Below are 25,705 nucleotides of genomic sequence, written 5' to 3' on the forward strand. Positions count from 1 at the left end.
CGCCGAACGTTGGTCGCTGGCAAAGGCAGCGTTATCCATCTGATTCGACATTTTTTCACGCTTAACACCTTCCGGTCCGAGTCCACACTGACGCACGCAGGCGCGCGGCAAGACTATTCTGTAAACTAATCAGACTCCCCTGGAAAGTTGCCGCGTAGATCCATCGTTGGAGGCCCTTCTTGTTGAGTTTTCTTCGCCGTCGCAGTGCCTCCGTCTGGACGTTACAAGCCCTGGACCGCTCCACCGCCATCATCCACTTAGGACTCGATGGCAAGGTCATCAAGACCAATAAGAACTTCGGCGACATCTTCGGCTTTCGGCCCGAGGAGCTTGAGGGCAAGAACCATTCGCAGCTATGCACTCCAGAGTACGCCAGCCGCCCGGAATACCAGGATTTCTGGCGGCGCTTGCGTGCGGGCCAATCGTTCACCGGCCTGTTCCAGCGCCGCCACAAGGATGGCCATCTGGTCTGGCTGCGAGCCACCTACAACCCGGTAATCAACAGTGCCGGCAAGGTCACGCGCGTCATCATGCTTGCTTCGGACGTGACCGAACAGACTGAGGCGCGGGTTCGCAGCATGGGCGTCCTCGGCGCCATCGACCGATCAATGGCGGTGATCGCCTTTGACCTGGAAGGCCATATCCAGGAGGTCAATGACAATTTCCTGAGTTGCATGGCTTACCGCCGCGAAGACATCATCGGCAAGCACCATCGCATCTTCTGTGCTCATGACTACGCGTCGAGTGCCGCCTATACCTCCTTCTGGAACGATCTGCGGCAGGGCCGCTTCTTCCAGGGCGAGGTACAGCGCGTCAACCGCAACGGCAAGACGGTCTGGCTGCAAGCCACCTACAACCCAGTGACCTCGGAAGAGGGCCACGTCGTCGGTGTGGTCAAGATCGCCACCGACATCACCGCGAACGTGCTGCAGAACCTGGCACGCCAGGAGGGCGTGGACACGGCCTACAGCATTGCCGTGGAGACGCAGTCCATCTCCGTCGAGAGTTCGCAGACCGTCAAGCAGGCGGTGCAGCACATCCAGTCGATGGCTGTTTCGTTTGGCGACTCGGTGCAGCGCGTAACCGTACTCGGCCAGCAGACCAGGGGCATCGGGGAGACGGTTGATGCGATCCGCCGCGTGGCCGAACAGACCAATCTGCTGGCGCTCAACGCCGCCGTGGAGGCCGCACGCGCCGGCGAGTCAGGACGCGGGTTTGCCGTGGTGGCGGGCGAAGTGCGCCAGCTGGCGGCCAACAGCAAGGCGGCTACCGAGACCATCAGCAAGACCATCGCAACCATTCAGGCCGAGGTGGCCGCCCTGACCACCACCATGCAGGCGGGGCAGGAGATGGTGCAGGACAGCGTGACCTTGGCCACCAAGGCGGTCGATTCGATGGAAATGATCCGCAAGGATGCCGGCAAAGTCGTCGGCGCCGTTCAGGCCCTTCGCTCGCAGACCAAGTGAGGCAGCTGTCTTCGCAGAGGCTCGAGCTTCCGCAATGGGCACATAGCAGTCCGCCGCAGAGTGCGCCGCGAGCGGCAGCAACCAGCCTGTCACTGCCTTTCACCAGGTAGCAGGCAGGTCCGCAGCGATAGCGGTCCGTTGCACCCCAACAATGAATACGCGCTTTCCGCCAAACTTCTGCCGTTGAGGCGCTGAGGTAGCAGTTGGACGGCTCGTTTAGTGCATGCGACATGATTCAAGCGTCCAGTCTGGAAAGCACGATGCGCAATCCCGGGTCGGCCCGGCTCGCAGCAAGCGTCCAGCCATGAGCAAGCGCGATCTCCTGGCAGATGGCCAGGCCCAGGCCTGCTCCCAGGTCGCGCCGGTGCGCACCGCGCCAGAAGCGCGCAAAGATCATCTGCAACTGGTCTTGCGGAACACCTGGCCCCCAGTCGCGCACTGACAAGCTCCGAGGCGAGACTTCGACGCTGACCAGCGTGCCCGGCGGTGTGTGCTGGACGGCGTTCTCGAGCAGGTTCTTGACCAGGGTGAAGAGCGCGCAGCGGTCGGCCATCCAATGCACCGGGGCCGAGGTCCTCGGGAGTTCGAACCGTACACCAAGGGCTTGGGCCATACGCTCCAAGTAGGTGGCCGCTTCTTCAACCAGCGCAGTAAGGTCAACCCGCGCAAGCTGACGACTCTGCACCTCGCTGGCCTCGGCCAAATGGAGCAGTTGCTGGACCTGGCGAGACATGTGCGCGACGTCCTGCAGCAGTTCCGCACGACCCGCGTTGTCGGTACTCAGTTCGATTTGCGCGCGGATCAGCGCCAGAGGCGTCTTCAGTTCGTGAGCCGCCGTGGCCAGGAACTCACGCTGGGTTCGGTAACCCTGCTCCAGCCGATCCAGCACCCGGTTGAAGCTCTCAACCAAGGGCGCGATCTCAGTCGGAACGGTGCTGGTGTTCAGCCTGGCGTCAAGCGAGCGTGGCGAAATCTCCGCAGCAGCATCAGAAATCCGCTGCAGCGGTTTGAGCGTGTACTTCAGCGTGACAAAGGCGCAAGCGCCGAAGATCACGAGCAGCACGAGACTGAACAGCAGGATGCCTTTGCCCATGACAGGCAATGCGAACGCCCCGAGCATGAACTGCGTGAACCTCGCGCTGACTGCGCACTGCAGATACCAGGTCTGCCCCTTGTGGACGACCGACGCAGTGGCGCCGCGCATCAGCACGCCGCGGTGCTCGAACTCAAAGCGCGAGCGGCGGGCTTGGGCCTCCGCCGGGCTCGCGGCCCAGAACGCATCCCCTGCAGCGGAAGACAACACGACCTTGCCGGATGCGTCCAGCACGCGGTAGGCTGCCTCCTGCTTCAGACTGTCGAATACCCAGGCTTGTGATTGATCGGATGGCAGTTCGTCATCGCTGTCGACCAGACTAACCGGCAAGCCGCGCTCATCGAAGCGAATGAATCCGGCCAGTTCCTCCGCGAGTTCCGCCACCGTCGCCGAGGACGGGGCGGCGTCACGCCTGTCGATGACCGCAGCGGCGGTCGCCACGATCAGCAGAATGCTCAAGGCAACGCCGACCACATAGGCCAGCAGCACCTTGGCCCTAAGGCTACTCAGCCACTTGTTTTTCTTCATCGCGGAGCGCATAGCCCAGACCTCTCACGTTGACGATGCGCAGGCGGGAACCGAGCGCGCTCAGCTTGCGGCGCAGCCGGTGCACGGCCACGTCCAGGGCGCCCGGTGTGACGGCTTCGGTCAAGCCCCAGGCGGCGGCCTCCAGCGCCGTGCGGCGCACCGTCTCGCCGCCCTTGCGTGCCAGCAGCAGCATGAGCTGCATTTCCGAGGCAGGCAGTTGCACGCTCTGGTCGCCGCATTGAAGCAGCCCGTCGCTGGGCACGAGCCGCAGATCGCCATGGCCGGGGTCGAGCGGCTCCAACTCCTTCTGCCGGCGAAGCAGCGCGCGCACCCGCGCCACGAGCTCGTCCATGGCGAAGGGCTTGGGCAGGTAGTCGTCGGCTCCGGAGTCCAGTCCAGCGACGCGGTCGGCCAGCGCATCGCGGGCCGTCAGCACCAGGCAGGGAATGGGGGAGCCTGCGCCGCGAAGCCGCTGCAGCAGCAGGAGGCCGTCGCCGTCGGGCAACCCACGGTCGAGCACCAGCGCGCCGTAGTCCACCTGCTGAAGCGCAGACCAGGCGGCGTCGATGCGATGGACCACATCGGCGGCGATGCCGGCGCCGGCCAGCCCGGTGCAGACCAGGCGTGCCAGCCTCTCGTGGTCTTCGACCAGCAGGATTCGGTTCATCAGAAGCGCGTTTAGAAGCGATATTGATAGCCCAGCATGAGGCGGTTCTCGGTCGAGCGGTCCACGAGGGGGCTGTTCCTGATCTCCTTGCCGAGAGACTTCACGCCCACATTGAGCATCAGGGACTGCTGCTTGTCCAAACGGATCATGCCCGTCAGGCCGACTTCAGCGTTGAGCGTGGCCTTGCCCGTGTAGGCCGCTCGCCCCGCCACCACTTCGCCAGTTCGCACGCCGTAGTAGTAGTCCACGTACTTCTTGTCCGCCCACTCGGCGCTCACTTGAGGAATGAGCATCAGGCCGGGGCCGACCATCCATTTGCGGTCCAGGCCAAGGACGATACGTTGCCCCTTGCTGTGGCTCGCCGCATCGGCCAGCCATTCCAGCTTGAGGTCGGCGACGCCGTTCTCCCATTCCATCTTGCCACCGACCCAGGTGCTGGACTTGCGCTCGGCCATGCCGGCCAGGAAGGGCGAGTCGCTGGCCTCGTAGCCACCGCCGCCGAACAACTTGGCCACGAGGCTGAACTTGAGGCGCTGTGAATCTCCTAGGTCAAGCCCGGGCAGCTTGGCCTCCACGTTCGGGCCGGACAGCTTCAGGTACTGGTTCTCGTAGGAGAGCATGGGCAGCGCTCGCGTCTCGCGATCCGTGCCCTTGTAGGCCTTCTGTGCGCTGATGACGGCAATGCCCACACCCCAAGAAGACCCCTCGGGCTTGCCTTCGCCGGGAGGCTTCTGCGCGAAGACGCTGGTGGTCGGGAGCAGGGCAAACGCGGCGAGCGTGCGGCGCAATGTGGGAGTGAGAAACGCGGGCATGGGCTTCCTGGACAGGGTTTGGGATGGCGCATCTTCAGCGCGCGAGTCTTACCGGGTTCTTTCCGGCCGTCCGGTCTTTCACAAAGGGGTCGGAAAGGATGTGGAAAGTGAACTGCCCGGAGCATCGCAGACGCCACGAGCTCACCAGGACTCCTCCATGAAGAAACTGCCCCGCGCCGCCTTGCTGAGCGCGGTCACCCTACTCATCGCCGTGACCGGCATGGCTGTCGCCATCGTTGCCCACACTGCCGACCAAGCGCCCCAAGGTGCGGTGACCACAGTCAAGCCCGCCCTGGCCGTCACCGTCACTCAGCTGCGTGCTGAGTCCATGCCCCTGCGCCTCGCAGCCAACGGCAGCATCGCCGCCTGGCAGGAAGCTAGCGTCGGCGCTGAAGCGAACGGCCTGCGCCTGCTGGAGGTCAGGGTCAACGTCGGCGATAGCGTGCGCCGCGGCGACGTGCTTGCCATCTTTGCGGCCGACACCGTGGGTGCCGAGCTGGCGCAAAGTCGTGCGGCACTGACTGAAGCCCAGGCGACGCTGGCCGAAGCGGCTGCCAATGCGCAGCGCGCCCGCGATCTGCAGCCCAGCGGCGTACTCTCCAGGCAGCAGGTCCAGCAGGTCCTGACGAGTGAGCGCACCGCGCAGGCGCGCGTGGATGCGGCGCAGGCGAGCTTGCGCGTGCAGGAGTTGCGTTTGACGCAGACCCGCGTGCTGGCGCCAGACGACGGCGTGATCTCGGCGCGGAGCGCCACGGTCGGCGCCGTGCTGCCGGCTGGGCAGGAGCTGTTTCGGCTGATCCGCGGCGGCAGGCTGGAGTGGCGCGCTGAGATGGCAGCACCAGAACTGGCGCGTCTCAAGGCCAGTCAGACGGTGGTGCTCACCCCTGTGGGGGGTGACGCCATCCAGGGCAAGGTGCGCATGGTCGCGCCGACGGTGGATGCACTGACCCGCAACGGCTTGGTCTACGTAGACCTGCCGGCCGGCACGACGGCGCGACCCGGCATGTTTGCGCGTGGCGAGATCGCGGTCGGCGCGGCTGTTCCCGCGCTGACCCTGCCGCGAACGGCAGTACTACAGCGCGAGGGCTTCCACTACGTGATGCGCGTCGGTGCGGACGGGCGCGTGATGCAAACCAAGGTGACGGTCGGGCGGAGCACCGCCGAACGCCTCGAAATCCTGAGTGGGGTGGACGCAAACGCCAAGTTAGTGACATCCGGCGGCGGCTTCCTCGGCGATGGCGACCTGGTTCGCGTGGTCGCACCATGAGTTTCAACGTCTCGTCCTGGTCGATCCGCAACCCCATCCCCGGCATCCTGCTCTTCGTCCTCCTGAGCTTCGTCGGCCTGATGGGCTTTCGAGCCATGAGGGTGCAGAACTTTCCCGACATCGACCTGCCGGCCGTGACGGTCACAGCCGCGCTGCCGGGGGCCTCGCCGTCACAGCTTGAGAACGAGGTGGCCCGCAAGCTCGAGAACGCGCTGGCTGCGGTGCCGGGCGTCAAGCACATCAAGACCACGCTGACCGAGGGCAGCGCCAGCATCTCCGTCGAGTTCCGGCTGGAGAAGCCGCTGCAGGAGGCCGCCGACGACGTGCGAGACGCTGTCGCACGGGTGCGCGGCGACCTGCCGGCCGAGCTGCGCGACCCCGTGATCAAGAAGGCCAATCTGTCGGGTTCCACCATCCTGACCTACACGGTGGCCTCTGAACGGATGGACGATGAGGCGCTGTCCTGGTTCGTGGACAGCGAACTCAGTCGCAGCCTGCTGGCGGTGAACGGCGTCGGCGCCGTCAATCGCGTGGGCGGCGTCACACGCGAAATGCGCGTCGCGCTCGACCCGGCGCGGCTGCTTGCACTCAATGCCAGCGCGGCGGACATCTCGCGTCAATTGCGCGAGGTGCAGTTGGAGGCCGCCGGAGGGCGTACCCAGTTGGGCGGCGGCGAGCAGTCGGTGCGCACCATGGCCACGGTGAAATCCGCAGCGGAACTCGGCGCCATCGAAATCACTCTCCGCGACGGGCGTGCGATCCGACTCAACAAGGTCGCCGAGGTCAGCGATACCGTGGCTGAGCCGCGTTCTGCAGCACTGCTCGACGGCCGGCCGGTGGTCGGCTTCGAAGTCACCCGCGCACGCGGCGCCGGCGATCTGGACGTGGCCGCCGGTGCCCGCGCGGCCCTGGATGCGCTGAGGGCCACCCATCCGCACATCGAGATCACCGAGGTCATCGACGACGTCGCCCCGGTCCAGGAGAACTACGACGGCTCCATGCACCTGCTCTACGAGGGCGCGGCGCTTGCCGTGCTGGTCGTGGCCCTGTTCCTGCGCGACTGGCGGGCGACCGTGGTGTCGGCCGTGGCGCTGCCGCTGTCCATCGTCCCGACCTTTGCAGTCATGCACTGGATGGGCTTCACGCTGGATGTCGTCACGCTGCTGGCGCTGTCGTTGGTGGTGGGTGTGTTGGTGGATGACGCCATCGTCGAGGTCGAGAACATCGAACGCCACCTGCGCATGGGCAAAAGCCCTTTCCAGGCGGCCATGGAGGCGGCCGACGAGATCGGCTTGGCCGTCATCGCCACCACCTTCACGCTGATCGCGGTCTTCCTGCCCACGGCCTTCATGAGCGGCATCGTCGGCAAGTTCTTCGTGCGCTTCGGTTGGACGGCGGCCATCGCGGTGTTCTTCTCTCTGGTCGTCGCGCGCATCCTCACGCCCATGATGGCGGCCTACCTGCTGCGCGCGCCCGAGCCGAAGTCAAACCCGGAGCCGCGCTGGATCAGCGGCTACCTCATCTGGGCGCGCTGGTGCCTGCAGCATCGAGCGTGGACGCTGCTTGCGGCGCTGGCCTTCCTCGTCGTCGGCCTGCTGCTCGCCGTCCGGCTGCCCACTGGCTTCATGCCAGGCGATGACCTGCCGCAGACCCAGGTGAACTTGAGCCTGCCGCCGGGTGGCACGCTGGCCGACACCCTGGCCACGGCCGAGCAGGCGCGGCAGATCGTGCGCCGGCATGCCCATGTGAAGCAGGTCTACACCGCCATCGGGAGCGGCGGCAACAACGGTGGCGGCCCCGATGCCGCCATGGGCGGCTCGGCTTCTGGCGACATCCGAAAGGCAGTGCTGACCGTCGGCTTGTCGCACAGGGACGAGCGCGCAGGCCTGAGCCGCGAAGCCATCGAGGCGCAACTGCGCGACGCGCTGGCCGTGCTGCCCGGCGCGCGCGTTCAGGTAGGCCTGCAAGGCTCATCCGAACCCTACACGCTGGTGCTGGCAGGCCAGGACGGCCGCGCGCTGGCCGAGCATGCCACCCAGGTGGCGCGCGAGCTGCGCGGCATCCCGGGCGTCGGCGCCGTCACATCCAGCGCCGGCCTGGTGCAGCCCGAGCTCATCGTGCGTCCGAACTTCGTCCGCGCGGCCGACCTAGGCGTGACTTCGTCGGCCATTGCCGACACCTTGCGTGTCGCGACAAGCGGCGACCAAGAGCAGGCGCTGGCCAAGCTCAATCTCGGCGAGCGCCAAGTGCCTGTGGTGGTGCGCCTGAGCGGCCCGGCGCGGCAGGACCTGGACCTGCTGCGGCGTCTGCCAGTGCCCGGCGCGCGCGGTCCTGTCGCACTTGAGAACGTGGCCGACCTGGAGATGGGCAGCGGCCCGACCGAGATCACCCGTTTTGATCGAGCACGCAACATCAATATCGAGGTCGAACTCAATGGCCAGGCGCTGAGCGAAGTGGACGCGGCGGCTCTTCAGCTACCCAGCCTGCAGAAGTTGCCAGCTGGCGTGAGCCAGCTTGCAGCAGGAGACGCCGAGAAGATGCAGGAACTCGCCCAGGGCTTCGGCATGGCCATGCTCACAGGCGTGCTCTGCATCTACGTGGTGCTGGTGCTGCTGTTCAAGGACTTCGTGCAGCCGCTGACCATCCTGGTGGCGCTGCTGCTGTCAGTGCCGGGCGCCTTCATCGCACTGACGGTCACTGGGACGCCGCTGTCCATGCCCGCCATGATCGGGCTGATCATGCTGATGGGCATCTCGACGAAGAACTCCATCCTCTTGGTGGACTACGCGGTCATTGCGCGAACCCAGCATGGCCTGAGCCGTCGCGCCGCCGTGCTGGACGCCTCCAGTAAGCGCGCGCGCCCCATCGTCATGACGACCTTGGCCATGGGGGCCGGCATGTTGCCTGTGGCGCTTGGGCTGGGCGGCGACCCGAGCTTCCGCGCGCCGATGGCCATCGTCGTCATCGGTGGGCTGATCTCTTCCACCGTCCTGAGCCTGCTGGTGATACCGGTCGTCTTCACGATGGTTGATGACATGGTGCAGAGGCTGCGCCGGTAAGTGCTTGGAAAGACGAGCGCGGCAACGATGGCGCCTTCACACCCGCAGAAACGGAGACTTCACCATGCCCCTCAATAAGCTGCTGCTGGCCGCCTGCGTTCTCGCCTCGGGCTGTGCCACGCAGTTCAATCCTGATCCGCTGGAACTGCTGAACCGCAAGACCTTCGCGCTGAATGAGGGGCTGGACAAAGCCGTGCTGAAGCCCGCGGCCCAGGCCTACAAGAACCACGTTCCGGCACCGATACGCACGGGCGTTTCGAACGTCCTGTCCAACCTGGGCGAGCCGTGGTCCGGCGTGAACCTGATCCTGCAAGGGCGGCTCAAGGAAGGACTGTCCGACTTCGGCCGCTTCGGCACCAACACGACGGTCGGACTGCTCGGCGTGATGGACGTGGCCACGGGCTGGGGTATGCCCGGCCATGGCGAGAGTTTCAACGGCACCTTGCGCACCTGGGGCGTGGGTGGTGGCGCCTACCTCGTGCTGCCCTTGCTAGGGCCTGCCGATCTGCGTGGCCTCGCTGCTTTCCCCGTCGACCGCATGGGCAGCGTGCAGTCGCAGATCGACAGTTCAGGGGCCAGTGCCGCCTTGACGGCCACCGAAGTCCTGGACAAGCGCACCAGCCTGCTTGAGGTGACTCGAATGATCGACGAGCTTGCGCTGGACAAGTACGTGTTCGTTCGCGACGCCTACCTGCAACGGCGTGCGGCGCAGAAGAGTGACGCGGACGAAAGGAACGATTCCCACAATGGGAGCCGCTGAATGCACGGCTTTCATCGAGCGCCAACGCTTGATCAGTGAACACCCCGGCAAGTCCCGCAGATACCTGCCATCCGCCCCGGGTCAGAAGCTGAATGGCGGGTTCCTGCGGCTGCTGTCATTCATCCGCCGGTCCTGATTGACAGCAAGCAGCCTTAGGCAGTCACCTGAGCAAGGCTCATTGACTGGCGAATCGCGCAGACTTGGTGCCTCCATTTGCGCACAATCGACCGCGCGAACTGTGCACAAAGGTCGCTAACTTTGAACGCCCACATCCGGCGTGCAGCGGCACTGCCGCGCGCCGGACTGGCCATGAAAACCGCAGGCGCAGGGGTTCATGGCCGCCACCAGATGGAAGCGGGCGGGGAACTCCGCCTGGCGCGCGGCCCGGGCAATCAGGATGCGGCCGGTCTCGAGCGGCTCGCGCAGGGCCTCCAGGGCGCTGCGCTGGAACTCGGGGAGTTCGTCCAGGAAGAGCACCCCCTGGTGGGCCAGCGAGATCTCGCCGGGGCGCGGGGGCGAGCCGCCGCCCACGAGGGCCACCGCCGAGGCGCTGTGATGCGGCGCCCGCAGCGGCCGGCGGCCCCAGGCGGCAGGGCGGAACTGGCCGGCCAGGCTCAAGGTGGCGGCGCTCTCCAGGGCGGCGTCTTCGTCGAGGGCGGGCAGGAGGCCGGGCAGGCGCTGGGCCAGCATGGACTTGCCCGAGCCCGGCGGCCCCACCAGCAGCAGGCTGTGGGCGCCCGCCGCAGCGATTTCCAGCGCCCTCTTGGGCACGGCCTGGCCCTTGATGTCCCGCAGGTCGGGGCCGGGCGCCTCGGTGATGCAGGCCCGGGCGGGCCTGCTGGCCCGGGCCAGGGGGGCCTGCGACTGCGGCAGCAGGGCCCGCACCACGTCCAGCAGATGCCCGGCCTGGCGCACGTCCACCCCGCCCACCAGCGCGGCTTCGGCCGCGCTGGTGGGCGGCAGCAGCAGCTGGCGCGGCGAGGCTCCCTGGCGCAGCGCCAGGGCCATGGCCAGGGCGCCGCGCACGGGTCGCAGCTCGCCGGCCAGGGAAAGCTCGCCCGCGCACTCCAGCTCGGCCAGCGGCCCGGCCTCGATCTGCCCGCTGGCGGCCAGCAGTCCCAGGGCGATGGGGAGGTCGAAGCGCGCGCCCTCCTTGGGCAGGTCGGCCGGGGCCAGGTTCACCGTCGAGGACGAAGTAGCCTTAGCCACTGTGTAAGGTACAAACACCCTATAGAGAGTGGTCGTCCACTAGCCAACACGGGTAAGGTAGTGCGCTTCAAATTCAGATCAATCCACAAGCTCCACCAGAGGGTCTACCAGAAGGAGATCGAGCTCGACCTTTCAAACGGGCAACTCGCTTCTGGGTGTTGGGCGCTCGAAGCGATCCAGGCGGCGGCTGATCGATCACTGCTCAAGCCAGTTCAAGAGGAGGTGCCTCGGAAGTATGAGCGGGTCATCCTGGGGCTCGCAACAGACACCGAATGGCTGCGGGCAGCGCGTTGCAGTCCTGAGGAACTCACTGTCGACAAGATCGTCATCGCGATGGAGCGGGTTGACGAGTTTGTGACAAACGCTGGTGGGACCAAGTCCAGCAAGTCACAACTGTCGTATCACGTGCGTCGGCTGCTGAAGGACTTCGCCACGGCGAAGAACGTACCTCGAATTGAACGACTGAACGTCATGTATCGAACCCCACATAGGGGCCCGAAGCGCAGCGGGCGCAAGATGATCAGCGATGCACCGAGCCCAGGGACCGAGACTCCGCACCCTATCGGGGCAATTCCGTTTTCCTCTGCGGAGGATCTTCGCGCAAAGACTGAGGCAAAGATCTCCTCCACGTTGCGGCAGATTGAGGCTGCGGCGGTGAGCGAACTCGACGAGCACGTAGCTCGGTCCGCGTTTTTGGATCGGCTTCTTAGTCCGATTGAGGTGGAGCCCGCGCTCTTGTCCCGAATAGAGCAGCTCTGCTCTGACCCGAAAGTGAAGGAACCACCATCCTGGCTTGGAGCCGTTGAGCCAGCGACGCTTGCAGCCGTGTATCACCGCATCTGTTCTCGAGCGCTGACCGGTCTACATGGAGGGAAGTTTCATATCACTTGCCATCGAGGCAAAGACGTCGGTGACTGGCTCTCCGCTCAAGGATACCTGGTGGGCCACATGGACGTCGGCTACACCATGCTCGGATCACGCCTGCTCAATGCGCAGACCCTCCATGCTTGTCTGGTGATCTTGCAAAAGCACACCGGCTGGAATGTGAATGCCGTCCTGGAGATGAGCGAGGCCGGTATCGAGCCCAACGGAAAGGGCGGCTATGTCATCCAGGGCTACAAGGCGCGCATTGGGGAAGAGACCCCGTTTGTAGAAATTTTGCCGTCTGACGAAGCACCTCGCCGTGCAATTGAATTACTACAAGACAGACTCGCCGCGATGCGACAGCTTGGTTGGATATCAAACAGCGAAGGACGGCTTTGGCTGAACGGCCGTTACGCCCGAGGAGGGCGTCTCCAGCAGTATGTCGGTTGGGGCCAGACACTCAAAACGTTTACTCAAAAGTATGGGCTTCCCAGCTTCTCGGCGGAGCAACTGCGTGTCGAGGTCCTCGGCTTACGTGGAGTCGAAAAAGGAGGACTCGAGGCCGCACGACACACGGCCGGCCACGCTCGCTTGAGCACAACCGCGTCCTATCTTGATCAGATTCTTCTACAACGCACCAACTCTGCATATTCGTTGGAGTTTGAGCGCCAGTTGGAAGGCTCGGTGAGATTTCGGATGGGAACGGATAAGGAGTTTGACGTTTCCAAAGACTTGCTCTACCCAATTGGGGATGGGACGAGTTGTTCGGATCCTCATAACCCGCCCGATCCAGCGTTTTTGGATCGCGCTATCTGCTCTGGTAAAGAATGCCACCGGGAAGGTGGTTGTGCGAATCGTCGGCTGGTTTTTGACGAAGACAGGGTTGATGAGGTATTTCGAACTAAATACTTCTACGAGGAAAACTGGCGAGATTTGCAAAACGGAAATCGTGATCAATTCGTCGCACTTCATCTTCCGGCAATGTTGGTCAACCTAGCTCTTGTTCAAATCCTAGAGAAGAGTGCTTATCGGCATATCGTCAAGCAGATCCAGGGGGGCGTTTATGGCGAAATCAAAGCAAAGTAATCCAGAACAATTTCACCTAGATATCGATGCCGAGTCTAGCGGTCCTGCTGTTACGAAAGTCGGCCATCGAATAAGAGTGTTGAAACACTTCGCGAGAACCGACGAAAAGCAATATCTTGAGATTGATGCGGCCGATTTTTGGCTCCCTAAGGCGCCGTTCACTGAGGGGCCGGTCCGCTTGTCGACGCGCCCTGACTTGGTCGATGCAGCATTCGTAGCAGTTCGCGCATACGCTGCTCGCCAAGAGCCTAGTAAGTCCACTCATTTGAATGTCGCAAAGGGCTTTCGGGCGATTGCCAAAGCGTTTGAGTACAGCTGGCTGCATGGCTACTACAGCATAAAGGACTGGAGTCCATCGTTTACCGATGCACTTCCAGAAATTCTTGGCAAAGGAGGGTGGGCTCTCGCTCTTGATGTTTCAAAGCGGGTTGAACAATTGCTTGAAGGAGGGGAGTCGGAGCGCGCCAGCACTTATGTATATCGAATACGCGCCGGCAATATCGGTTTTGCGCTCAGTCAGAAGTTGCAGGCGGATATTGGCTCCAACATCATGCAAGCCGAACTGAGGCCCGCACGCGATGTCCTCGCCAAGACCCTTGGGCTGACTCTCGATAACGGCCAGCCTCTGGTACATCGCACGTTTAAGAGCTCTGCCGCCAATGGGATGGTTGACAGCCTGCTGCGTCAGGAGCTTTCATGGATCAACCTGTTGTCGGAGGTCCCGGCGTCTCCTCCGCTGAGCTACACGCCCTTCTCATCGCCAGTTCAGCTCTCCAAGCAGTTCGGCCGTGCAAGTGGGCGAACCCCGAACATGACGCCAGCACACGTGGCCGACATCTTGGCGGAAGGACTGCGATGGTCGGAGGACGGCGGTGACCATGTCGTACGTGTACTTGGGCACGTAGTTGAAGCGCTGGAGTTCGAGGTCCGCGCGGGGCGCCCCGCTACGCGGACTGCGGCGCTCTCCGCGCTACGCGCTTCCCCGGGGCTGTCGCAACTGAACGGCTTCGTCGGGCGGGAGATCGCCGATTTGCGTCCACACACTCATGCGAATAAGGACGAGACCCTCGAAGGCGCGGTGGAAAACCTAGTCTCGGGCTGCTTCTGTTTGATCGCGCTTCTCAACGCGCGGCGAAAAGACGAGGTGCAGCACCGCAAGCTTGGACTCATGGTTGATTCAACAGAAGTCGTCGACGAGGCGCTTGAACTGCACTTGTGCTGGTTTTATATCCAAAAGACACACAAGGCGTATGTGCCGTTCTACATCGGCCGAGCAACGGTCCGAGCCATACGGCGCCTCGAAGAGTTGGAGCAGTTGACGGCGCGCCTCGCTGCCGCGTTGAACCCGTCACAGAAGGAAGTGAACCGCGCGGAGCGTGCGTTGTTCAGAATGCCCAATCTTTGGTTTACTGAAAAGCGTGGGCAGGCTAACTCTTACTTCGCGTTTGGTGCCGGTGGAGCGTCCAAGCGGTTCCTGCATCGAGCACTGGGAAAGACTTCGGCACCCGAGCGCGTGATCGCGCACATGTTTCGTCGGGCGTACGGGCTTCTGTTCATCTATCGCTTCGAAGGACCACTACTCGCACTTACACAGAAGTATGGGCATCTCGACCCAACGGAAACGATGACGTATGTCGTCGATCCGGCGCAAGGTGGTGCCGGGCCCGCGGTTAGAACCTACGGCCGCCTTTCGGAAGAACAAATTAAAGCGATAGCGCAAGAGCAGCATGAGGTCGAACAGGAAATTCTGCTGGTGAGCAACGAAAGGCTTGCAGAAATGGTGCGGGACGTCATTGAGGGAAAAACAGTTGGAGCGGGTTCATTTCCAGTCCTTATTCGCCGCCTGCATCAGCGTCTTGCATCCAAGTCAGAATACAGACTACTTTCGAAAGACCGCAAAGCCGCGGCGGTCTCCGACGCTTTTATATCGAAAGGTCACAGATTTCGGCCGGCCTGGCACGGCAACTGTTGCGCACCCCGAGATTCCTCTGTAAAAAAGGCTGCGTGCAATCCGCAGGGGGGCTCCGGGATTCGTCAAGAAAATGCCGGACCAGATACGTGTGCTGCTTGCCATTACCACTATCTTGTCGAAGACCACGTGCGCTCTATCGAAAGGTATTGCGATGGCCTTCGACGCAAATTGGAAAGCGCTCGATGTGGCGTTATCGAGCAGGCGCGGCTCAAGTCGAATATCCAGAACACGGAGCATGTAATCTTCTTGCACCGGAAGCGTCTCGGAGGGCGGGGAAGTGAAATCTATTAAGGGTTCGATGACTAAATTCAAGCCGTCTGTCGCGTTTGAGAGCGAAAGAGAGGCTCGCGCCAATATCGAGGTGAAGATTGAGTTCTTGAAAAGCGTCGTCGAGCGTACAGCAACGAATCTCGCGGTGTTTGATATCACTGATGAGAAACTCATTGAGCTTCTGAAAACCCTGCCTGACAGTAAGAACAAGTTCAACGCTTTATCATCAGATTCCTTAGTCGAAGAGCTTAGGGCCAGTGCCCCACCCTTCCGGATGAACGGAGCTAGCACGCTGCGACGCGACAAAGCCCTAACCGGTCGCGTCGAGACGCTCTTGAACGCAATCGTTCAAGCAATCGAGAATCTCTCGATGCCACCCAAAAAGGTTGCTAGGGTTGCAGGGTTGTCGCGGCAGCTGAAACTGTCAAACACGTTAAGGGAAATCGCTGAAGCCACCATCTACGCGCAGAAGCGCCAAATCGAGAAGCTTCGCAGCGAAGTTGCTTCGTATAAAAACAAACTTGAGTCGCTGCGGTGGGCTTCGGAACAGAGCGCCGGCACTCTTCGGCAAGAGATCAAGAACCTAAAAGGGAGGGCGACAAAGGAGGTAGATACAAGCCCAAAGGTGGTTCCTCTTCCAGCCAAGCCTACACGCACATGAGCCGAATCGTCCGCGCAGGAACGATCTCGATCGTGGCCTACGATTTGGCGGTCCGATCTGTTGTGCATGAGCTGACGGATTATGCGCTGTTCATGCTCGACAAATGCCGGCTCGAGCAATCAACGGTCAGCGACGCTATCAATAATCTGGTCCGCTTTTGCAACTACCTGCTCGCAAATACGTCGAGCAAATCACGTCCTATAATTGAGGCTGTTGCTGGGCTAACAGACAACTCGCTAGCGTCATTTCGTGACGATGACCTAAAGGCTGTGCTTTTTAATTCGCGCTCGCGGAATAGCGAAGCTAAGGCGAAAGAAACGGTGAACGGGCGCCTCGCCGGCGTCTACCAGTGGATTTGGTGGCTCCAGAATTCGGGCCGTTTGCCTGCGAATGTTGCAGGGCCAAGCGGATGTGCCGTTACCGTTGGGGAGGTCTGTTGTTCCGCCCGCGGTCGGAAGAAATCCTTCCGAGTGACATTGGATATGCCGCTTCTTTATTCTGACGCTGCGCGGCGCGGGAAGCACAAAACTGGATTTGTGGCTACCCGAGAGACGGCTGATGGAGCTATAGAGATTTTGATGTCGAGATCGTCCAGCGAGTACAGGAATTTGCGGGACGCCCTGATCGTCGATCTTGCAATAGAAGTAGGTCTTCGGGTGGGGTCGGTTGTATCCCTTGTGGATTCTGATTTTGATAAAGCTGCAATTGAGAGTACTATTGACACGACGATTCTGGTAACACCAAAAAAGCAAAAGTTCTCATATGAGAACTCATTTGAGGTTCCCATTTGGCTCGCGTTACGGGTCTGCTCCCTCGTCGAGCTTCGAGATGAATTGCTCGAATCCAAAGGAAAGCGTGCGACGGTTGCAAAGGGGGCCATATTCATCAATGAACTTCGGTGCACGCCATTGACAGCTCGAGCGGTTTCTCAACAAATTAGCGAGGTACTTCGCAGTCTGGGCGCACCCAAAGGAACCTCAATCCATGCCTTTCGGGGTCTTTTTTGCACGGAAGAGATCGAATATGAGATCGATCAGCGCGTGCGTTTGGGGCTCGACACCTCCACGGCTTCTGTCAGTGCGGCTGTAGCGCTGAAGATGGGCCACCGCGACCCCATGTCACTGTTTCACTATGTCGCTCGTGCACTGTCGCTTCGGGCAGCACGTGAAAGGGCAACTCGCCGAAGAGGATGATGCGCCCGTTCACTCGTGTGGATGTGACGCTTTGGGCCCCGCCCGCCCCCCGCCCCCCGCTCCAGCATCAGTTCAGCGGACCGGTTGTAGATCAGCGTGCCCAAACATGTTGTGCGGACGGGTTGGTTCGGAGGTGACCGATTGGTAGACCGCTTCAGGCTGGATCTGGACATTCACGCTAGCGGCCCGAACGTCAGTAGAGAGATCGATTAGTCATTCGCCGCGAGCCCCCAAGTGCACCATGAGTCTGATCTGTACGCACCTGACTAGCAATGCATGCGGATGAGGCCAAATAACACGGGGCTACGACGTCTACGCTGGAGCTGAATACTCGGATCATCGACTCCGGAGACTTGTTCCTTGTTCGGCTTCCGTCGCTTGCCGCAGCGCAAAGCTGGCTCCAGCAACATTGGCCTCAACCGCAGTCACCTTCTCATGGGTTCTGACCGTAAGGCTATCATCCGACCAAACACAGCCCGGCCTCAGGACGCCAGGCGCTGAGGGAGGAACCCGTGGGGTATGCGCTCGATCACACTGCACGCAAACGCGACGCGGTACGAATCTTATTCATTCTTGACCAGGCAGGGACTGCACCCGGTTCCGGGGCGCCGGCTGGTGCTGTTGCGGTCATCAAGGCTGAGAAGCGTCTGCAAGCGCTGGATTTCTGGGTGCGCAGCCCAGACTACCTTGCGGCTGAGCTCATGCTTTTGCATGAGCAGAACCCCGGCGAGGGGTTCCTGGATGAGGCCTTCAAGGTGATGCAAGGCGACGAGCCGGACGTCCGCCGGATGCAGATGATGCGATTCCTTTTCGGCGCATGGGAGCAAATCGACGACTCGATGTCACAGCTGATTTCTCTGGGGCTGGCGGCCATCAAGCGAAATGTGAAGCGAGATGGCAAGGTCGGTCGAACTGACTTCTACCTGCTCGAATCGGGGCGTATCCGAGCTGCTGAACTGGTAGCGTTCTCCTCGCACCTTGCCTGGTATCGAGACAGAGCTGCGCTGGTCGCGCGGGTTGCAGGTACGGGGTCCGGCGATGACCTCAAGGTCCGGCAGTACGCGCAGGCCGAATATCAAGGGGCTAGATGGGGGCAAGTCATCGGTCCCATCAAACAACGGGTCCTGAAACGGCTAGAAGAACTGAAACATGGAGCGAAGCTGTGACCACGACATTCGCCGCAAAGGTTGCTCAGAAGTCGGGGCGATCCCTTGAAGATGTGCGGGCGGTGCTGTCCGACCGCCACATCGTAGATGCGCCAACGCCTGCCGTCTCGCGACAGCTGCGATTGAAGGTGCTCAAGTTCAGCGGTGAGAAGCATGTGCATCACACCGTTGAGCCCTTCAGCTTTGAATGGGCGCCTGAACAACAAGGGGTCAACGTCATCGCCAGCGAAGGGAACTTCGTTGGTAAGTCCAGCATACTTCAAACGATGTTGTGGGCTGTTCGGGGTGATCCGAAAGCTTTGACGGCGACCGTACAGGGTTGGATCAAGCACGTACTTGCCGAATTCCAAGCCGGTGACCGGCATGTCCGCGTGGAGTTTGATGTCGATGATGGTGTCCCGCGTGGTGCTATCGAGTTTCTGGGTGCGGACGGTGCGGCCCTTCATTCGACGCCGTTCTTGACGGCAGACATGTTCAAGTCGCACATGAACAGCGTCATGCTGGACGCCCTTGGTCTGGAGCCCATTGCGACCTCTCGTGAAGTGGCTTCGTTGGAGAAGACGGTGATGTATGCGGACGGCTGGGCCGCGTACACCGGCGCATTTCTGTTCGATAGCGATAGCAGCGCGCTCATTGGTGAGCATGTCGGCAACGATCTAGCTCAGCGGTTGCTGCAGGTCTTTCTGGGCATTCCCTGGGCCACTACTTTGTTTCAAGCTCGGGCCGCTAAGCGCGTGACGGAAGCCCTCGTGCAGTCACGCAAGCGCCGGTTGGGGCAACTCGGCGACCGCTCCGTCGAAGACTTGCAAGCCAGGCTGGCGGAAATAGAGCGGCAGATTCTGGACGGCTCAGCTCAACAGACTGCGCTGGCTCAACTTGAGGCGGCTCGAAAGCGGTACGAAGAGCTGTCGGAGTCAGCCTCCATGTTGAAGGCGAGCGCCACGGTGCTGAATGCCGAGGTGGTTGCTGGCACTGAGGAGATGAATAACAAGAAGCGCGCGCTCTTGGAAATCGAAGAAGAGAGGGCTGCGTCAAGATTCTTCGGCCGTCTGTCCCCGACCTGCTGTCCTCGGTGCACCCGCGCTTTCGACAGACGACGCATCGAGAACGAGAAAACGTCTGGTGACTGCTCGGTGTGCCTCACGCATCTGGACCAAGAGGTACAGGTGGACTACGACGCGCTCAAGGAGGGCATGGCCAAGGAGGTTTCCAAGTTGGAGAAGCTGCTTGGTTCTGTTACGACGAAGGCGCAGGAGGTAGGAACGGAGTTCGACCAGACGCGCCGCGACCTTGAGGCAGCCGCGATGGAGGTGTCGCGCCTCGCTGCTAGCGGTACTGCTCAGGAAGAGCAGAAGCTGAGGTTGGAGGCTGCGCGGATCGAGGGCATGCTCGAAGCGGTGTCCAAGCTGGTCCAATCAGACAACGGCGAAGAGGCTGACTTGCTTGTTCTCGACGCCGCAGTCGATGTCGCAAAGGAGTTGGTGGAGGAGGCAGCCGAAGCGGTTCTTGAACGCAGCGGAGACCTCATCTGCTCACTGGTGCAGCGCCTCGGGATGGGCGACGTGGAAAAGGTCGTCCTGAAGCGCAATGGCAGCGTGGAGGTCCACAAGGGCGGCAGCATCTCGTTTTTCACGCGACTGTCTCCTGGGGAAAGGCTTCGGGTGCGGATAGCGACTGTCATGGCACTGCTTCAGGCCGCTCAACAGTTTGGCGCAGGGCGCCACCCGGGGTTCCTCATCATCGACTCTCCCGCGAAAGAAGAGATGGCTGACGCCAACGTCGAGGAGATGTTAGAGGCGCTTGCCGAGCTGTCTCGCTCCGTGCAAATCCAGCTGTTTGTAGCCTTTAAGGGTACTGAGCGAGCGCTAAAGCACTTCCCGGAAGATCATTGCCTCCTGGCCCGCGAAGGCGAGTTGCTCTGGTGAGCTGGCGCGGTCTTGCCATGTCCCAAGCACCGCCTCTAATCCAACAGCGCATGATGAACGCGCTAGAGGTCGATGGCGAGCTCAAGGTCGGCGACTTTCCTGAGTCCGAGTTGTTGGCTGCTGCAGAAGGGATCGTCTCCTCGGCATTGTTTGGTGACTTCGTGGAGTTGTTGCTGGAGCAGTGGAGGGACCTCGACGATCACAAGGCAGCCGTGAAGGCGATATGCGCAGGCCTGAAGAGGAACGGAAACCGCGAAGCGTTCATCCACGCGGTCGACGCTCTGGCCGAGTCTGAGCTTGATGATTTCGCGTCGTTCGCCGGGGCGCTGGATGCGCGCGCTGGGGACGACGGCACGTCGTTGCACATCAGGGTCGAGGCGGTGGCCGGTTTGGTTCGGTTCGCGTTGCGCGAACCGCGATGGACAACGTATGCCGGCGCCGGCGTCCTTCGCCTGTTGGAACAAGATGATGACTGGGTAAAGGCCAAGCTATGTAGGTTGACGTCCATCCTGCATGACCATCTGGCCTGGGACCAAGCGGTCAAGTCGCTTGAAGCTTTGACCGTTTGCTCCGCCTGCGCCGCGGAGGCGCGGCAGGAGCTAGGTTTCGTTGAGATGGCATCGGCGTTCAAGAGTGACGACGTCGCATCCATGAGTGTTCACCTGGCGCAGGCCACTGCTTGGTTCGACCAATGCGCGGCTCAGGCTGACGATGTACCTCGGGCCCGTATGTACGGGACGGTGGCCGGCGCCTTGGCGCGGTCGCTGCAGGCCGACACGCCTAATGCCCTCGACGTCGACTCGTTGGCTGACGACGCTCAGTGGGTGGTTCACTACAACCAGCCGCGGGCTGGTGCTGCATGGCTCACGCCGCCTGCGGAAGCAGAGCTTGAGTGGATACCGCTCCTTTCGCCATACGACGGATCATCCCCCGTTGACCCGTTGACGCTCCTGGCCAGTGCCGTTCAGGTCTTCGAGAAGGTGCGGTCGGTGCAGGTCATCATCAGAGGGCGGCGCGAATTTCGCGTTCCTCGTCTAAGCGGGCTGACTGAACGCGCCAGAGAGATTGGTCTGGCTCGGGCTTGGCTGCGCAGCGGCGCGACCACCCATGTGTCGGCAGACGGCAGAGCGAGGCTGGAGGCTTTACTCAAGCCGCCGGGAGAACCGCCGGGAAAACACTAGAGGAGTCGGCACAGCGGTCAACCGACTTCCTCCAGAGCGCAATGACCGAGCTGTCCGATGCGGACCGAGAGCTTGTCGTGAGTTTCCGGGATTCCTGCGCGGTCGTTCAGGTCCCCATGAGCATCACCGAGCAGGAGATGGTTGAGCGTGTCCGAAGCGAGCTCTCGGGAGCGCCGGACTACAAGGGGAAAGTGAAGCAGTGGTTCGATCTTCTCGTAGTGCGGTTGTGCAAATTCTTGACGTCGCGCGCAAACATGGGCGCCATCAAAGGTAGCTTCGCCTACTTAGCCGAGGTCCGACCGGGCCGTGCGGAGCTTCCTCACGAGTCAGAGCTGCAGCTCGACCTCTACAACTACCTGGTGAGCGCGATGGCTTCTCCGCTATTGGAGGTGCCATTTATCGCGGCTGGCCGGACGGACATCTACCTGCCGATGGATCGTTTTCGGTTCATCGTCGAGGTGAAGCGCTCAACCGCGGTGTCGTGGTCACGGTACAACATCCGACCACACTCGGTTCAGGCGAGCGCATACAGCGTGGGGGACGTCCGGTTGGGGGTGCTGGCTACCTTGGACCTTTCGGAGCGTCCACCGGGGACGCCACATGTCTCCGAATGCTTCGGCGTGATCCGACGACGCATGTCTGCGACGGATGTACGCACGGTCGTGTTCATGCGTGTTGCGGGGAACAGGACCACGCCGTCATCGGTGTCTCACTAGCAATCAGATTGAGGTTGACGATGTTCACCGTTGTCGAGTCGTATGCCAGCATCCCTCGTGATGTGCGGTCGCACGTCTACTTGATCGTCGACTATTGGGACGACTGGTTCAAGTTTCGGACCATGTTCACGGTGCTGGTCTATGACGACAACGGCGTCCAACACCGGGCCGGCTCCGTCAAGATTGGACAGGTTGGGTTGCTGCCCGCGCCGGCGACGCCACCACCACCACCTGGGTCCCGTGTCCCTCAGTTGCCGACGACCTTCCCGCATCTCGACACCAAACTTTTCTTCTCGTTGGGGCAGGACGAGGACTACTACTCGACGCTGCGCAGCCTGCCAGTGCACATATGCGAGTACATTCTCGTCGGCCTCTGCGACTGTGCCTACAACCTGGCGCTCTTCGAGCGCAACCAGAACCAGCTGGTCATGCATGAATCGCTGCTGCGGTCCGTGCGAGAAGGCAATGTTCGGAACCGACTCCATCGACTCGCGCATGGCAACGCGGAACTGACGCGGTTCGAGTTTCAGTACACGCTGCCGGCGGCGCCTCTGGAACATGGGCAGCTGGTTCCTCCGGCGCCTCCGACGCTCACGTTCCTTGTGGAACCCAACTCCTATCCGCCGACCAACTTGCATGTCCTTGTCGGTCGCAACGGTGCGGGAAAGACGAGATGCACGCAGTCTCTTGTCAACGCGGTACTGGGGCGGCAAAGCGAGACGGCGGCGCCCGGCCAGCTCACTCGCCTGGGAGCCAACTTGGGTGAGTGGGACTTCGCGGGCCTGGTCTCGGTGTCGTTCAGTGCATTCGACGAGTTTGAGGCTCCCCCGAGCGCTGCGCTGCTCACTCTCCGCACAGGGTTCATTGGTCTGCGAGGGGAGGACTCAGAGGGAAGGGTCGTGCTGAAGACGAAGGACGACCTTGCGGGCGATTTCGTCAAGAGCTTTGCCATCTGTCGCAGCGAGCCGAGGCGGACTCGCTGGCTTAAGGCCGTGGCCACATTGAATGCAGACCCGCTCTTCGCTGAGATCGAGGTGTCCGGTTTCCTGCAGCTTGAAGACCAGTGGGAAACCTATGTAGCCCACGCATTCAAGAGGCTTAGCTCAGGCCACGCGGTTGTACTGCTGACGACCACGAGGCTTGTGGAGTTGGTCGACGAGAAGACGCTTGTTGTGATCGACGAACCAGAAGGACACCTCCACCCTCCGCTGTTGGCAGCGTTCGTCCGGGCGGTATCCGACCTGCTGGTGTCGCGCAACGGCGTGGCGCTCATCTCGACGCACTCTCCCGTTGTCCTGCAAGAGGTGCCCATGCGCTGCGTTTGGATGCTTCGACGCACGCGGACTTTCGCTGCGGTCGAACGCCCCTCTATGGAAACGTTCGGTGAAAGTGCTGGCGTCCTCACCCGGGAGGTATTTGGGCTGGAGGTCTCGAACTCGGGCTTCCATCAGATGGTGGCGGCCGTTGCGAACGAACCTGGACGCCGCTTCGAAGAGGTGGCGGGACGCTTTGGTGGCCAGCTTGGGTCTGAAGCGAAAGTCCTGGCGAGAAGCCTCATCGCTCAGAGGCCGAACTAGGGGCCCTATGAAGCGACTGCCGCTGCCCGGTTTTGACGTCAGGCATGCTGTTGAGCTGTGCGCATTTGGCATCACTATTCCGGAACGTGCCCAGGCTTTGATAGATGCGCTTCCTGCAATGCAGAGCGCTGAATCCGCGTACCTGCATATGGCGCCGACCGCGCAGCTGTACCTGATTCCAACAAGCGATGGCGTGACGCCTCAGCTCACAGGGGAACTTATGGGCGTGGTCTATAAGTCCCACTTTATGAAAGCTGGTTCGCCATCGAGAGGGCTCTATGACGCCATCCGTGTTGCGTCGCCATACAACTTGTGTCCGTTGTGTGGTCAGCGCACCGTTGCGAGCGTTGACCACTACTTGCCGCAGTCGCTGCATCCTGTCTTCAACCTAACGCCTGTGAACCTCGTCCCTTCATGCTCTGACTGCAACAAGAACAAGCTGGCGAAGCTGGCGCAGAGCGCCGAGCGGCAGACCCTGCACCCGTACTTTGATGATCTTGGGAATGAGCGCTGGCTGGTGGCCGACATTCGAGAGACGACTCCTCCGAGCATTGCGTATCGGGTGAGGCCGGCCCAAGCCTGGACCGCGGTGCTCGCCCAGCGCGTTCAACATCATTTTGAGGTCATGGGCTTGGCGGAGCTGTACGCTGCCCAGGCCGCTAGCGAGCTAGCGGACATCTCATTCGGCCTGGAGCGGGTTGGGCAGACCGGTGGAGGTGCCGCAGTTTGTGCGCATCTTCAGGGCGAGTACGCGAGTCGGTTTGTGCGTGACGCAAACTCCTGGAAGACGGCCTTGTACGAGGGGCTGTTTACGTCGGACTGGTTCTGCGATGAGGGGTATCGACTGATCCGGTGAAGTAGTGCTGCCAGCGTCTATCGGGAACGCTGTGTACTTGCTGTACGGAGCATCGTGGACGTATCGCTAGTGGCTTACTGCGGCGACGCGATTGCGCGCAACTGAGTTCCTCGTCGAAGTTCCAACGTATGCGTCCGGTCATCCCGTCTTGAATTGAGGCATCGCGGCTGCAAGGATCGTGTCCACGTAATCAGAGGTGGACACGATGGCAAGCGACAAGCCCGCGAGGCGAAGGACGTACAGCGAGGCATTGAAGGCCCAGGTGCTGGCCGAATGCGCAGCGCCAGGCGCCTCGGTGGCGAAGGTGGCCCCGGGGCCACGACATCAATGCCAATGTCGTGCACCGCTGGCGGCAGTTGCTGCGTTAGGGCAAGCCATCGGTTCCCGCGATCTCAAGCGGCTTTGTTCCGGTGTCGCTTGCCAAGATGACCAACACTGAACTCCAGCTCTTGCGCGAACAGCTCTGGGCCACTGCTCGCGACAGTGCTCCGCCGGCTGAAGAAATCGGTCGTTGGGTGCATTCACTGGATACCGAAGGTGGCCCTGACCACTGGTTCCAAGCATCGCTGTACTTAGAACTGGAACCAGAACTTTTGCGTCGCCGCAGCATCTCTGATTCGCGTTAGCCGCCAATCGAAGAGCCCGCGTGGGAAACGGCGGCTGGCGATGCAGCGCTGACCCACAGAAACGGCAGGGCAGGATTGACGGCGTCCTGCCAGGTTCATGCGCTCAGCTCAAGATGTGTTAGTTGGCCGCTTACGTTCCAACGGTTGCTCCGTGAACTGCACTGACCCGCCTTGCGGGATAGGCCCCGGCCCGCCGGACGGCGGGGCTCGGCGAGGGCTGTCGTGCAGATGCGCGGGCTAGCGCGATACGGGACGCTCAATGCCAACCTTCGCATCTCACCGTCCGGCATGACCGAAGCCCGCAAGGTAAGCGTCCGGCGAACCCATCTTGAACTTTGAGGCTGGTCCAGCCAGGATGGTGTCCACCAAACGAGACAGGTGGACACCATTCATGGCCGGAAAGAGCGGTCATCGGATTGGCCTTGGTGACCGCGAGCAGCGCCAACGACCACTGCACCTCGCATAGCTGACCTCCGTGGGCACGCTTGCCGTCCGGGCTAGCGACCGCTTGATGGCGACCAGCGTGAGGTCAACCCGACGCAACAACGGGTCGCAATCGCTGCATTGCTGCGTTAGGCTGGCAGAGGCAGCTTCAGGCTGACCTCAGTCGCTCACCATTCAGGGCTTGAGCGGCCGCTATCTTCAGAACCGGCTACTCGGGCTCGCGACGCCTGACCGTCCGCTTCGTCAACCGAGCCAGTCGCTCGAGGCAGTAGCGCTCGCCCCGTACCTGCTTGAACGACCAAGTCCA

At 61.8% G+C, this 25,705-nt stretch carries 17 protein-coding genes and 1 pseudogene; 14 read left to right on the forward strand and 4 right to left on the reverse strand.

Going from position 1 to position 25,705, the window contains the following annotated elements; genetic code table 11:
- The first annotated feature begins 179 nt into the window (after positions 1-179).
- Complete coding sequence (locus ABDJ40_RS00835; protein ID WP_347604824.1) at positions 180-1,466, forward strand: methyl-accepting chemotaxis protein; 1,287 nt, start codon at positions 180-182, stop codon at positions 1,464-1,466.
- Between the two features lie 235 nt (positions 1,467-1,701).
- On the opposite strand, the gene ABDJ40_RS24710 is transcribed toward ABDJ40_RS00835, so the two are convergent.
- The 3 genes from ABDJ40_RS24710 to ABDJ40_RS00850 form a co-directional block, all read right to left on the reverse strand.
- The gene (locus tag ABDJ40_RS24710) at positions 1,702-2,559 is read right to left on the reverse strand and encodes a sensor histidine kinase (RefSeq protein WP_430765580.1); all 858 of its coding nucleotides are present in this window, start codon (positions 2,557-2,559) and stop codon (positions 1,702-1,704) included.
- A 502-nt stretch (positions 2,560-3,061) separates the two neighbouring features.
- On the reverse strand, positions 3,062-3,754 hold the full coding sequence (locus ABDJ40_RS00845) for a response regulator transcription factor (RefSeq protein WP_347604829.1): 693 nt from the start codon (positions 3,752-3,754) through the stop codon (positions 3,062-3,064).
- An 11-nt stretch (positions 3,755-3,765) separates the two neighbouring features.
- Positions 3,766-4,566 (reverse strand): MipA/OmpV family protein, encoded by an 801-nt coding sequence (locus ABDJ40_RS00850; protein ID WP_347604832.1) that lies wholly within the window; start codon positions 4,564-4,566, stop codon positions 3,766-3,768.
- Between the two features lie 157 nt (positions 4,567-4,723).
- Here ABDJ40_RS00850 and ABDJ40_RS00855 point away from each other — a divergent pair, with 157 nt between their 5' ends.
- The 3 genes from ABDJ40_RS00855 (at position 4,724) to ABDJ40_RS00865 (ending at position 9,652) form a co-directional block, all read left to right on the forward strand.
- Entirely contained in the window at positions 4,724-5,833 is a 1,110-nt protein-coding gene (locus ABDJ40_RS00855) for an efflux RND transporter periplasmic adaptor subunit (RefSeq protein ID WP_347604835.1), read from the forward strand.
- On the forward strand, positions 5,830-8,892 hold the full coding sequence (locus tag ABDJ40_RS00860; protein ID WP_347604838.1) for an efflux RND transporter permease subunit: 3,063 nt from the start codon (positions 5,830-5,832) through the stop codon (positions 8,890-8,892). The genes ABDJ40_RS00855 and ABDJ40_RS00860 overlap by 4 nt, the downstream gene beginning before the upstream one ends.
- Before the next feature lie 64 nt (positions 8,893-8,956).
- Positions 8,957-9,652 (forward strand): MlaA family lipoprotein, encoded by a 696-nt coding sequence (locus ABDJ40_RS00865; protein WP_347604841.1) that lies wholly within the window; start codon positions 8,957-8,959, stop codon positions 9,650-9,652.
- Between the two features lie 270 nt (positions 9,653-9,922).
- On the opposite strand, the pseudogene ABDJ40_RS00870 reads toward ABDJ40_RS00865, so the two are convergent.
- Positions 9,923-10,837: pseudogene (locus ABDJ40_RS00870) on the reverse strand (YifB family Mg chelatase-like AAA ATPase); the annotation flags it as partial.
- An 84-nt stretch (positions 10,838-10,921) separates the two neighbouring features.
- Between ABDJ40_RS00870 and ABDJ40_RS00875 the strand changes: the two are divergent.
- The 10 genes from ABDJ40_RS00875 (at position 10,922) to ABDJ40_RS00920 (ending at position 24,328) form a co-directional block, all read left to right on the forward strand.
- Complete coding sequence (locus ABDJ40_RS00875; protein ID WP_347604844.1) at positions 10,922-12,811, forward strand: hypothetical protein; 1,890 nt, start codon at positions 10,922-10,924, stop codon at positions 12,809-12,811.
- The gene (locus tag ABDJ40_RS00880; protein ID WP_347604847.1) at positions 12,789-15,074 is read left to right on the forward strand and encodes a hypothetical protein; all 2,286 of its coding nucleotides are present in this window, start codon (positions 12,789-12,791) and stop codon (positions 15,072-15,074) included. The genes ABDJ40_RS00875 and ABDJ40_RS00880 overlap by 23 nt, the downstream gene beginning before the upstream one ends.
- Before the next feature lie 7 nt (positions 15,075-15,081).
- A complete protein-coding gene (locus ABDJ40_RS00885) occupies positions 15,082-15,714 on the forward strand; it encodes a hypothetical protein (protein ID WP_347604850.1) in 633 nt (210 codons plus the stop codon).
- Positions 15,711-16,907 carry a tyrosine-type recombinase/integrase gene (locus tag ABDJ40_RS00890; protein ID WP_347604853.1) on the forward strand — a complete coding sequence of 399 codons (1,197 nt, stop codon included), beginning with the start codon at positions 15,711-15,713 and terminating at the stop codon, positions 16,905-16,907. The genes ABDJ40_RS00885 and ABDJ40_RS00890 overlap by 4 nt, the downstream gene beginning before the upstream one ends.
- Positions 16,908-17,419: 512 nt before the next feature.
- On the forward strand, positions 17,420-18,073 hold the full coding sequence (locus tag ABDJ40_RS00895; protein WP_347604856.1) for a hypothetical protein: 654 nt from the start codon (positions 17,420-17,422) through the stop codon (positions 18,071-18,073).
- On the forward strand, positions 18,070-19,998 hold the full coding sequence (locus ABDJ40_RS00900; RefSeq protein WP_347604859.1) for a hypothetical protein: 1,929 nt from the start codon (positions 18,070-18,072) through the stop codon (positions 19,996-19,998). The genes ABDJ40_RS00895 and ABDJ40_RS00900 overlap by 4 nt, the downstream gene beginning before the upstream one ends.
- Positions 19,999-20,015: 17 nt before the next feature.
- Positions 20,016-21,179, forward strand: a complete 1,164-nt coding sequence (locus ABDJ40_RS00905; RefSeq protein WP_347604862.1) for a hypothetical protein — start codon at positions 20,016-20,018, stop codon at positions 21,177-21,179.
- A gap of 116 nt (positions 21,180-21,295) precedes the next feature.
- Positions 21,296-21,895, forward strand: a complete 600-nt coding sequence (locus ABDJ40_RS00910; protein WP_347604865.1) for a hypothetical protein — start codon at positions 21,296-21,298, stop codon at positions 21,893-21,895.
- A 20-nt stretch (positions 21,896-21,915) separates the two neighbouring features.
- On the forward strand, positions 21,916-23,472 hold the full coding sequence (locus ABDJ40_RS00915; RefSeq protein WP_347604868.1) for an AAA family ATPase: 1,557 nt from the start codon (positions 21,916-21,918) through the stop codon (positions 23,470-23,472).
- A 7-nt stretch (positions 23,473-23,479) separates the two neighbouring features.
- Positions 23,480-24,328 carry a hypothetical protein gene (locus tag ABDJ40_RS00920; RefSeq protein ID WP_347604871.1) on the forward strand — a complete coding sequence of 283 codons (849 nt, stop codon included), beginning with the start codon at positions 23,480-23,482 and terminating at the stop codon, positions 24,326-24,328.
- The last annotated feature ends 1,377 nt before the right edge of the window (positions 24,329-25,705 follow it).

Source organism: Roseateles flavus, from assembly GCF_039872765.1.
Taxonomy (GTDB): domain Bacteria; phylum Pseudomonadota; class Gammaproteobacteria; order Burkholderiales; family Burkholderiaceae_C; genus Roseateles_B; species Roseateles_B flavus.

Bases quoted from the DNA above. Each gene is read 5' to 3' on its own strand.
- ABDJ40_RS00915 (WP_347604868.1), top strand. From the start codon at position 21,916: ATGTTCACCGTTGTCGAGTCGTATGCCAGCATCCCTCGTGATGTGCGG.
- ABDJ40_RS00845 (WP_347604829.1), bottom strand. From the start codon at position 3,754: ATGAACCGAATCCTGCTGGTCGAAGACCACGAGAGGCTGGCACGCCTG.
- ABDJ40_RS00880 (WP_347604847.1), top strand. From the start codon at position 12,789: ATGGCGAAATCAAAGCAAAGTAATCCAGAACAATTTCACCTAGATATC.
- ABDJ40_RS00860 (WP_347604838.1), top strand. From the start codon at position 5,830: ATGAGTTTCAACGTCTCGTCCTGGTCGATCCGCAACCCCATCCCCGGC.
- ABDJ40_RS00890 (WP_347604853.1), top strand. From the start codon at position 15,711: ATGAGCCGAATCGTCCGCGCAGGAACGATCTCGATCGTGGCCTACGAT.
- ABDJ40_RS00905 (WP_347604862.1), top strand. From the start codon at position 20,016: ATGTCCCAAGCACCGCCTCTAATCCAACAGCGCATGATGAACGCGCTA.
- ABDJ40_RS00920 (WP_347604871.1), top strand. From the start codon at position 23,480: ATGAAGCGACTGCCGCTGCCCGGTTTTGACGTCAGGCATGCTGTTGAG.
- ABDJ40_RS00850 (WP_347604832.1), bottom strand. From the start codon at position 4,566: ATGCCCGCGTTTCTCACTCCCACATTGCGCCGCACGCTCGCCGCGTTT.
- ABDJ40_RS24710 (WP_430765580.1), bottom strand. From the start codon at position 2,559: ATGGGCAAAGGCATCCTGCTGTTCAGTCTCGTGCTGCTCGTGATCTTC.
- ABDJ40_RS00910 (WP_347604865.1), top strand. From the start codon at position 21,296: ATGAGCATCACCGAGCAGGAGATGGTTGAGCGTGTCCGAAGCGAGCTC.
- ABDJ40_RS00855 (WP_347604835.1), top strand. From the start codon at position 4,724: ATGAAGAAACTGCCCCGCGCCGCCTTGCTGAGCGCGGTCACCCTACTC.
- ABDJ40_RS00885 (WP_347604850.1), top strand. From the start codon at position 15,082: ATGACTAAATTCAAGCCGTCTGTCGCGTTTGAGAGCGAAAGAGAGGCT.
- ABDJ40_RS00865 (WP_347604841.1), top strand. From the start codon at position 8,957: ATGCCCCTCAATAAGCTGCTGCTGGCCGCCTGCGTTCTCGCCTCGGGC.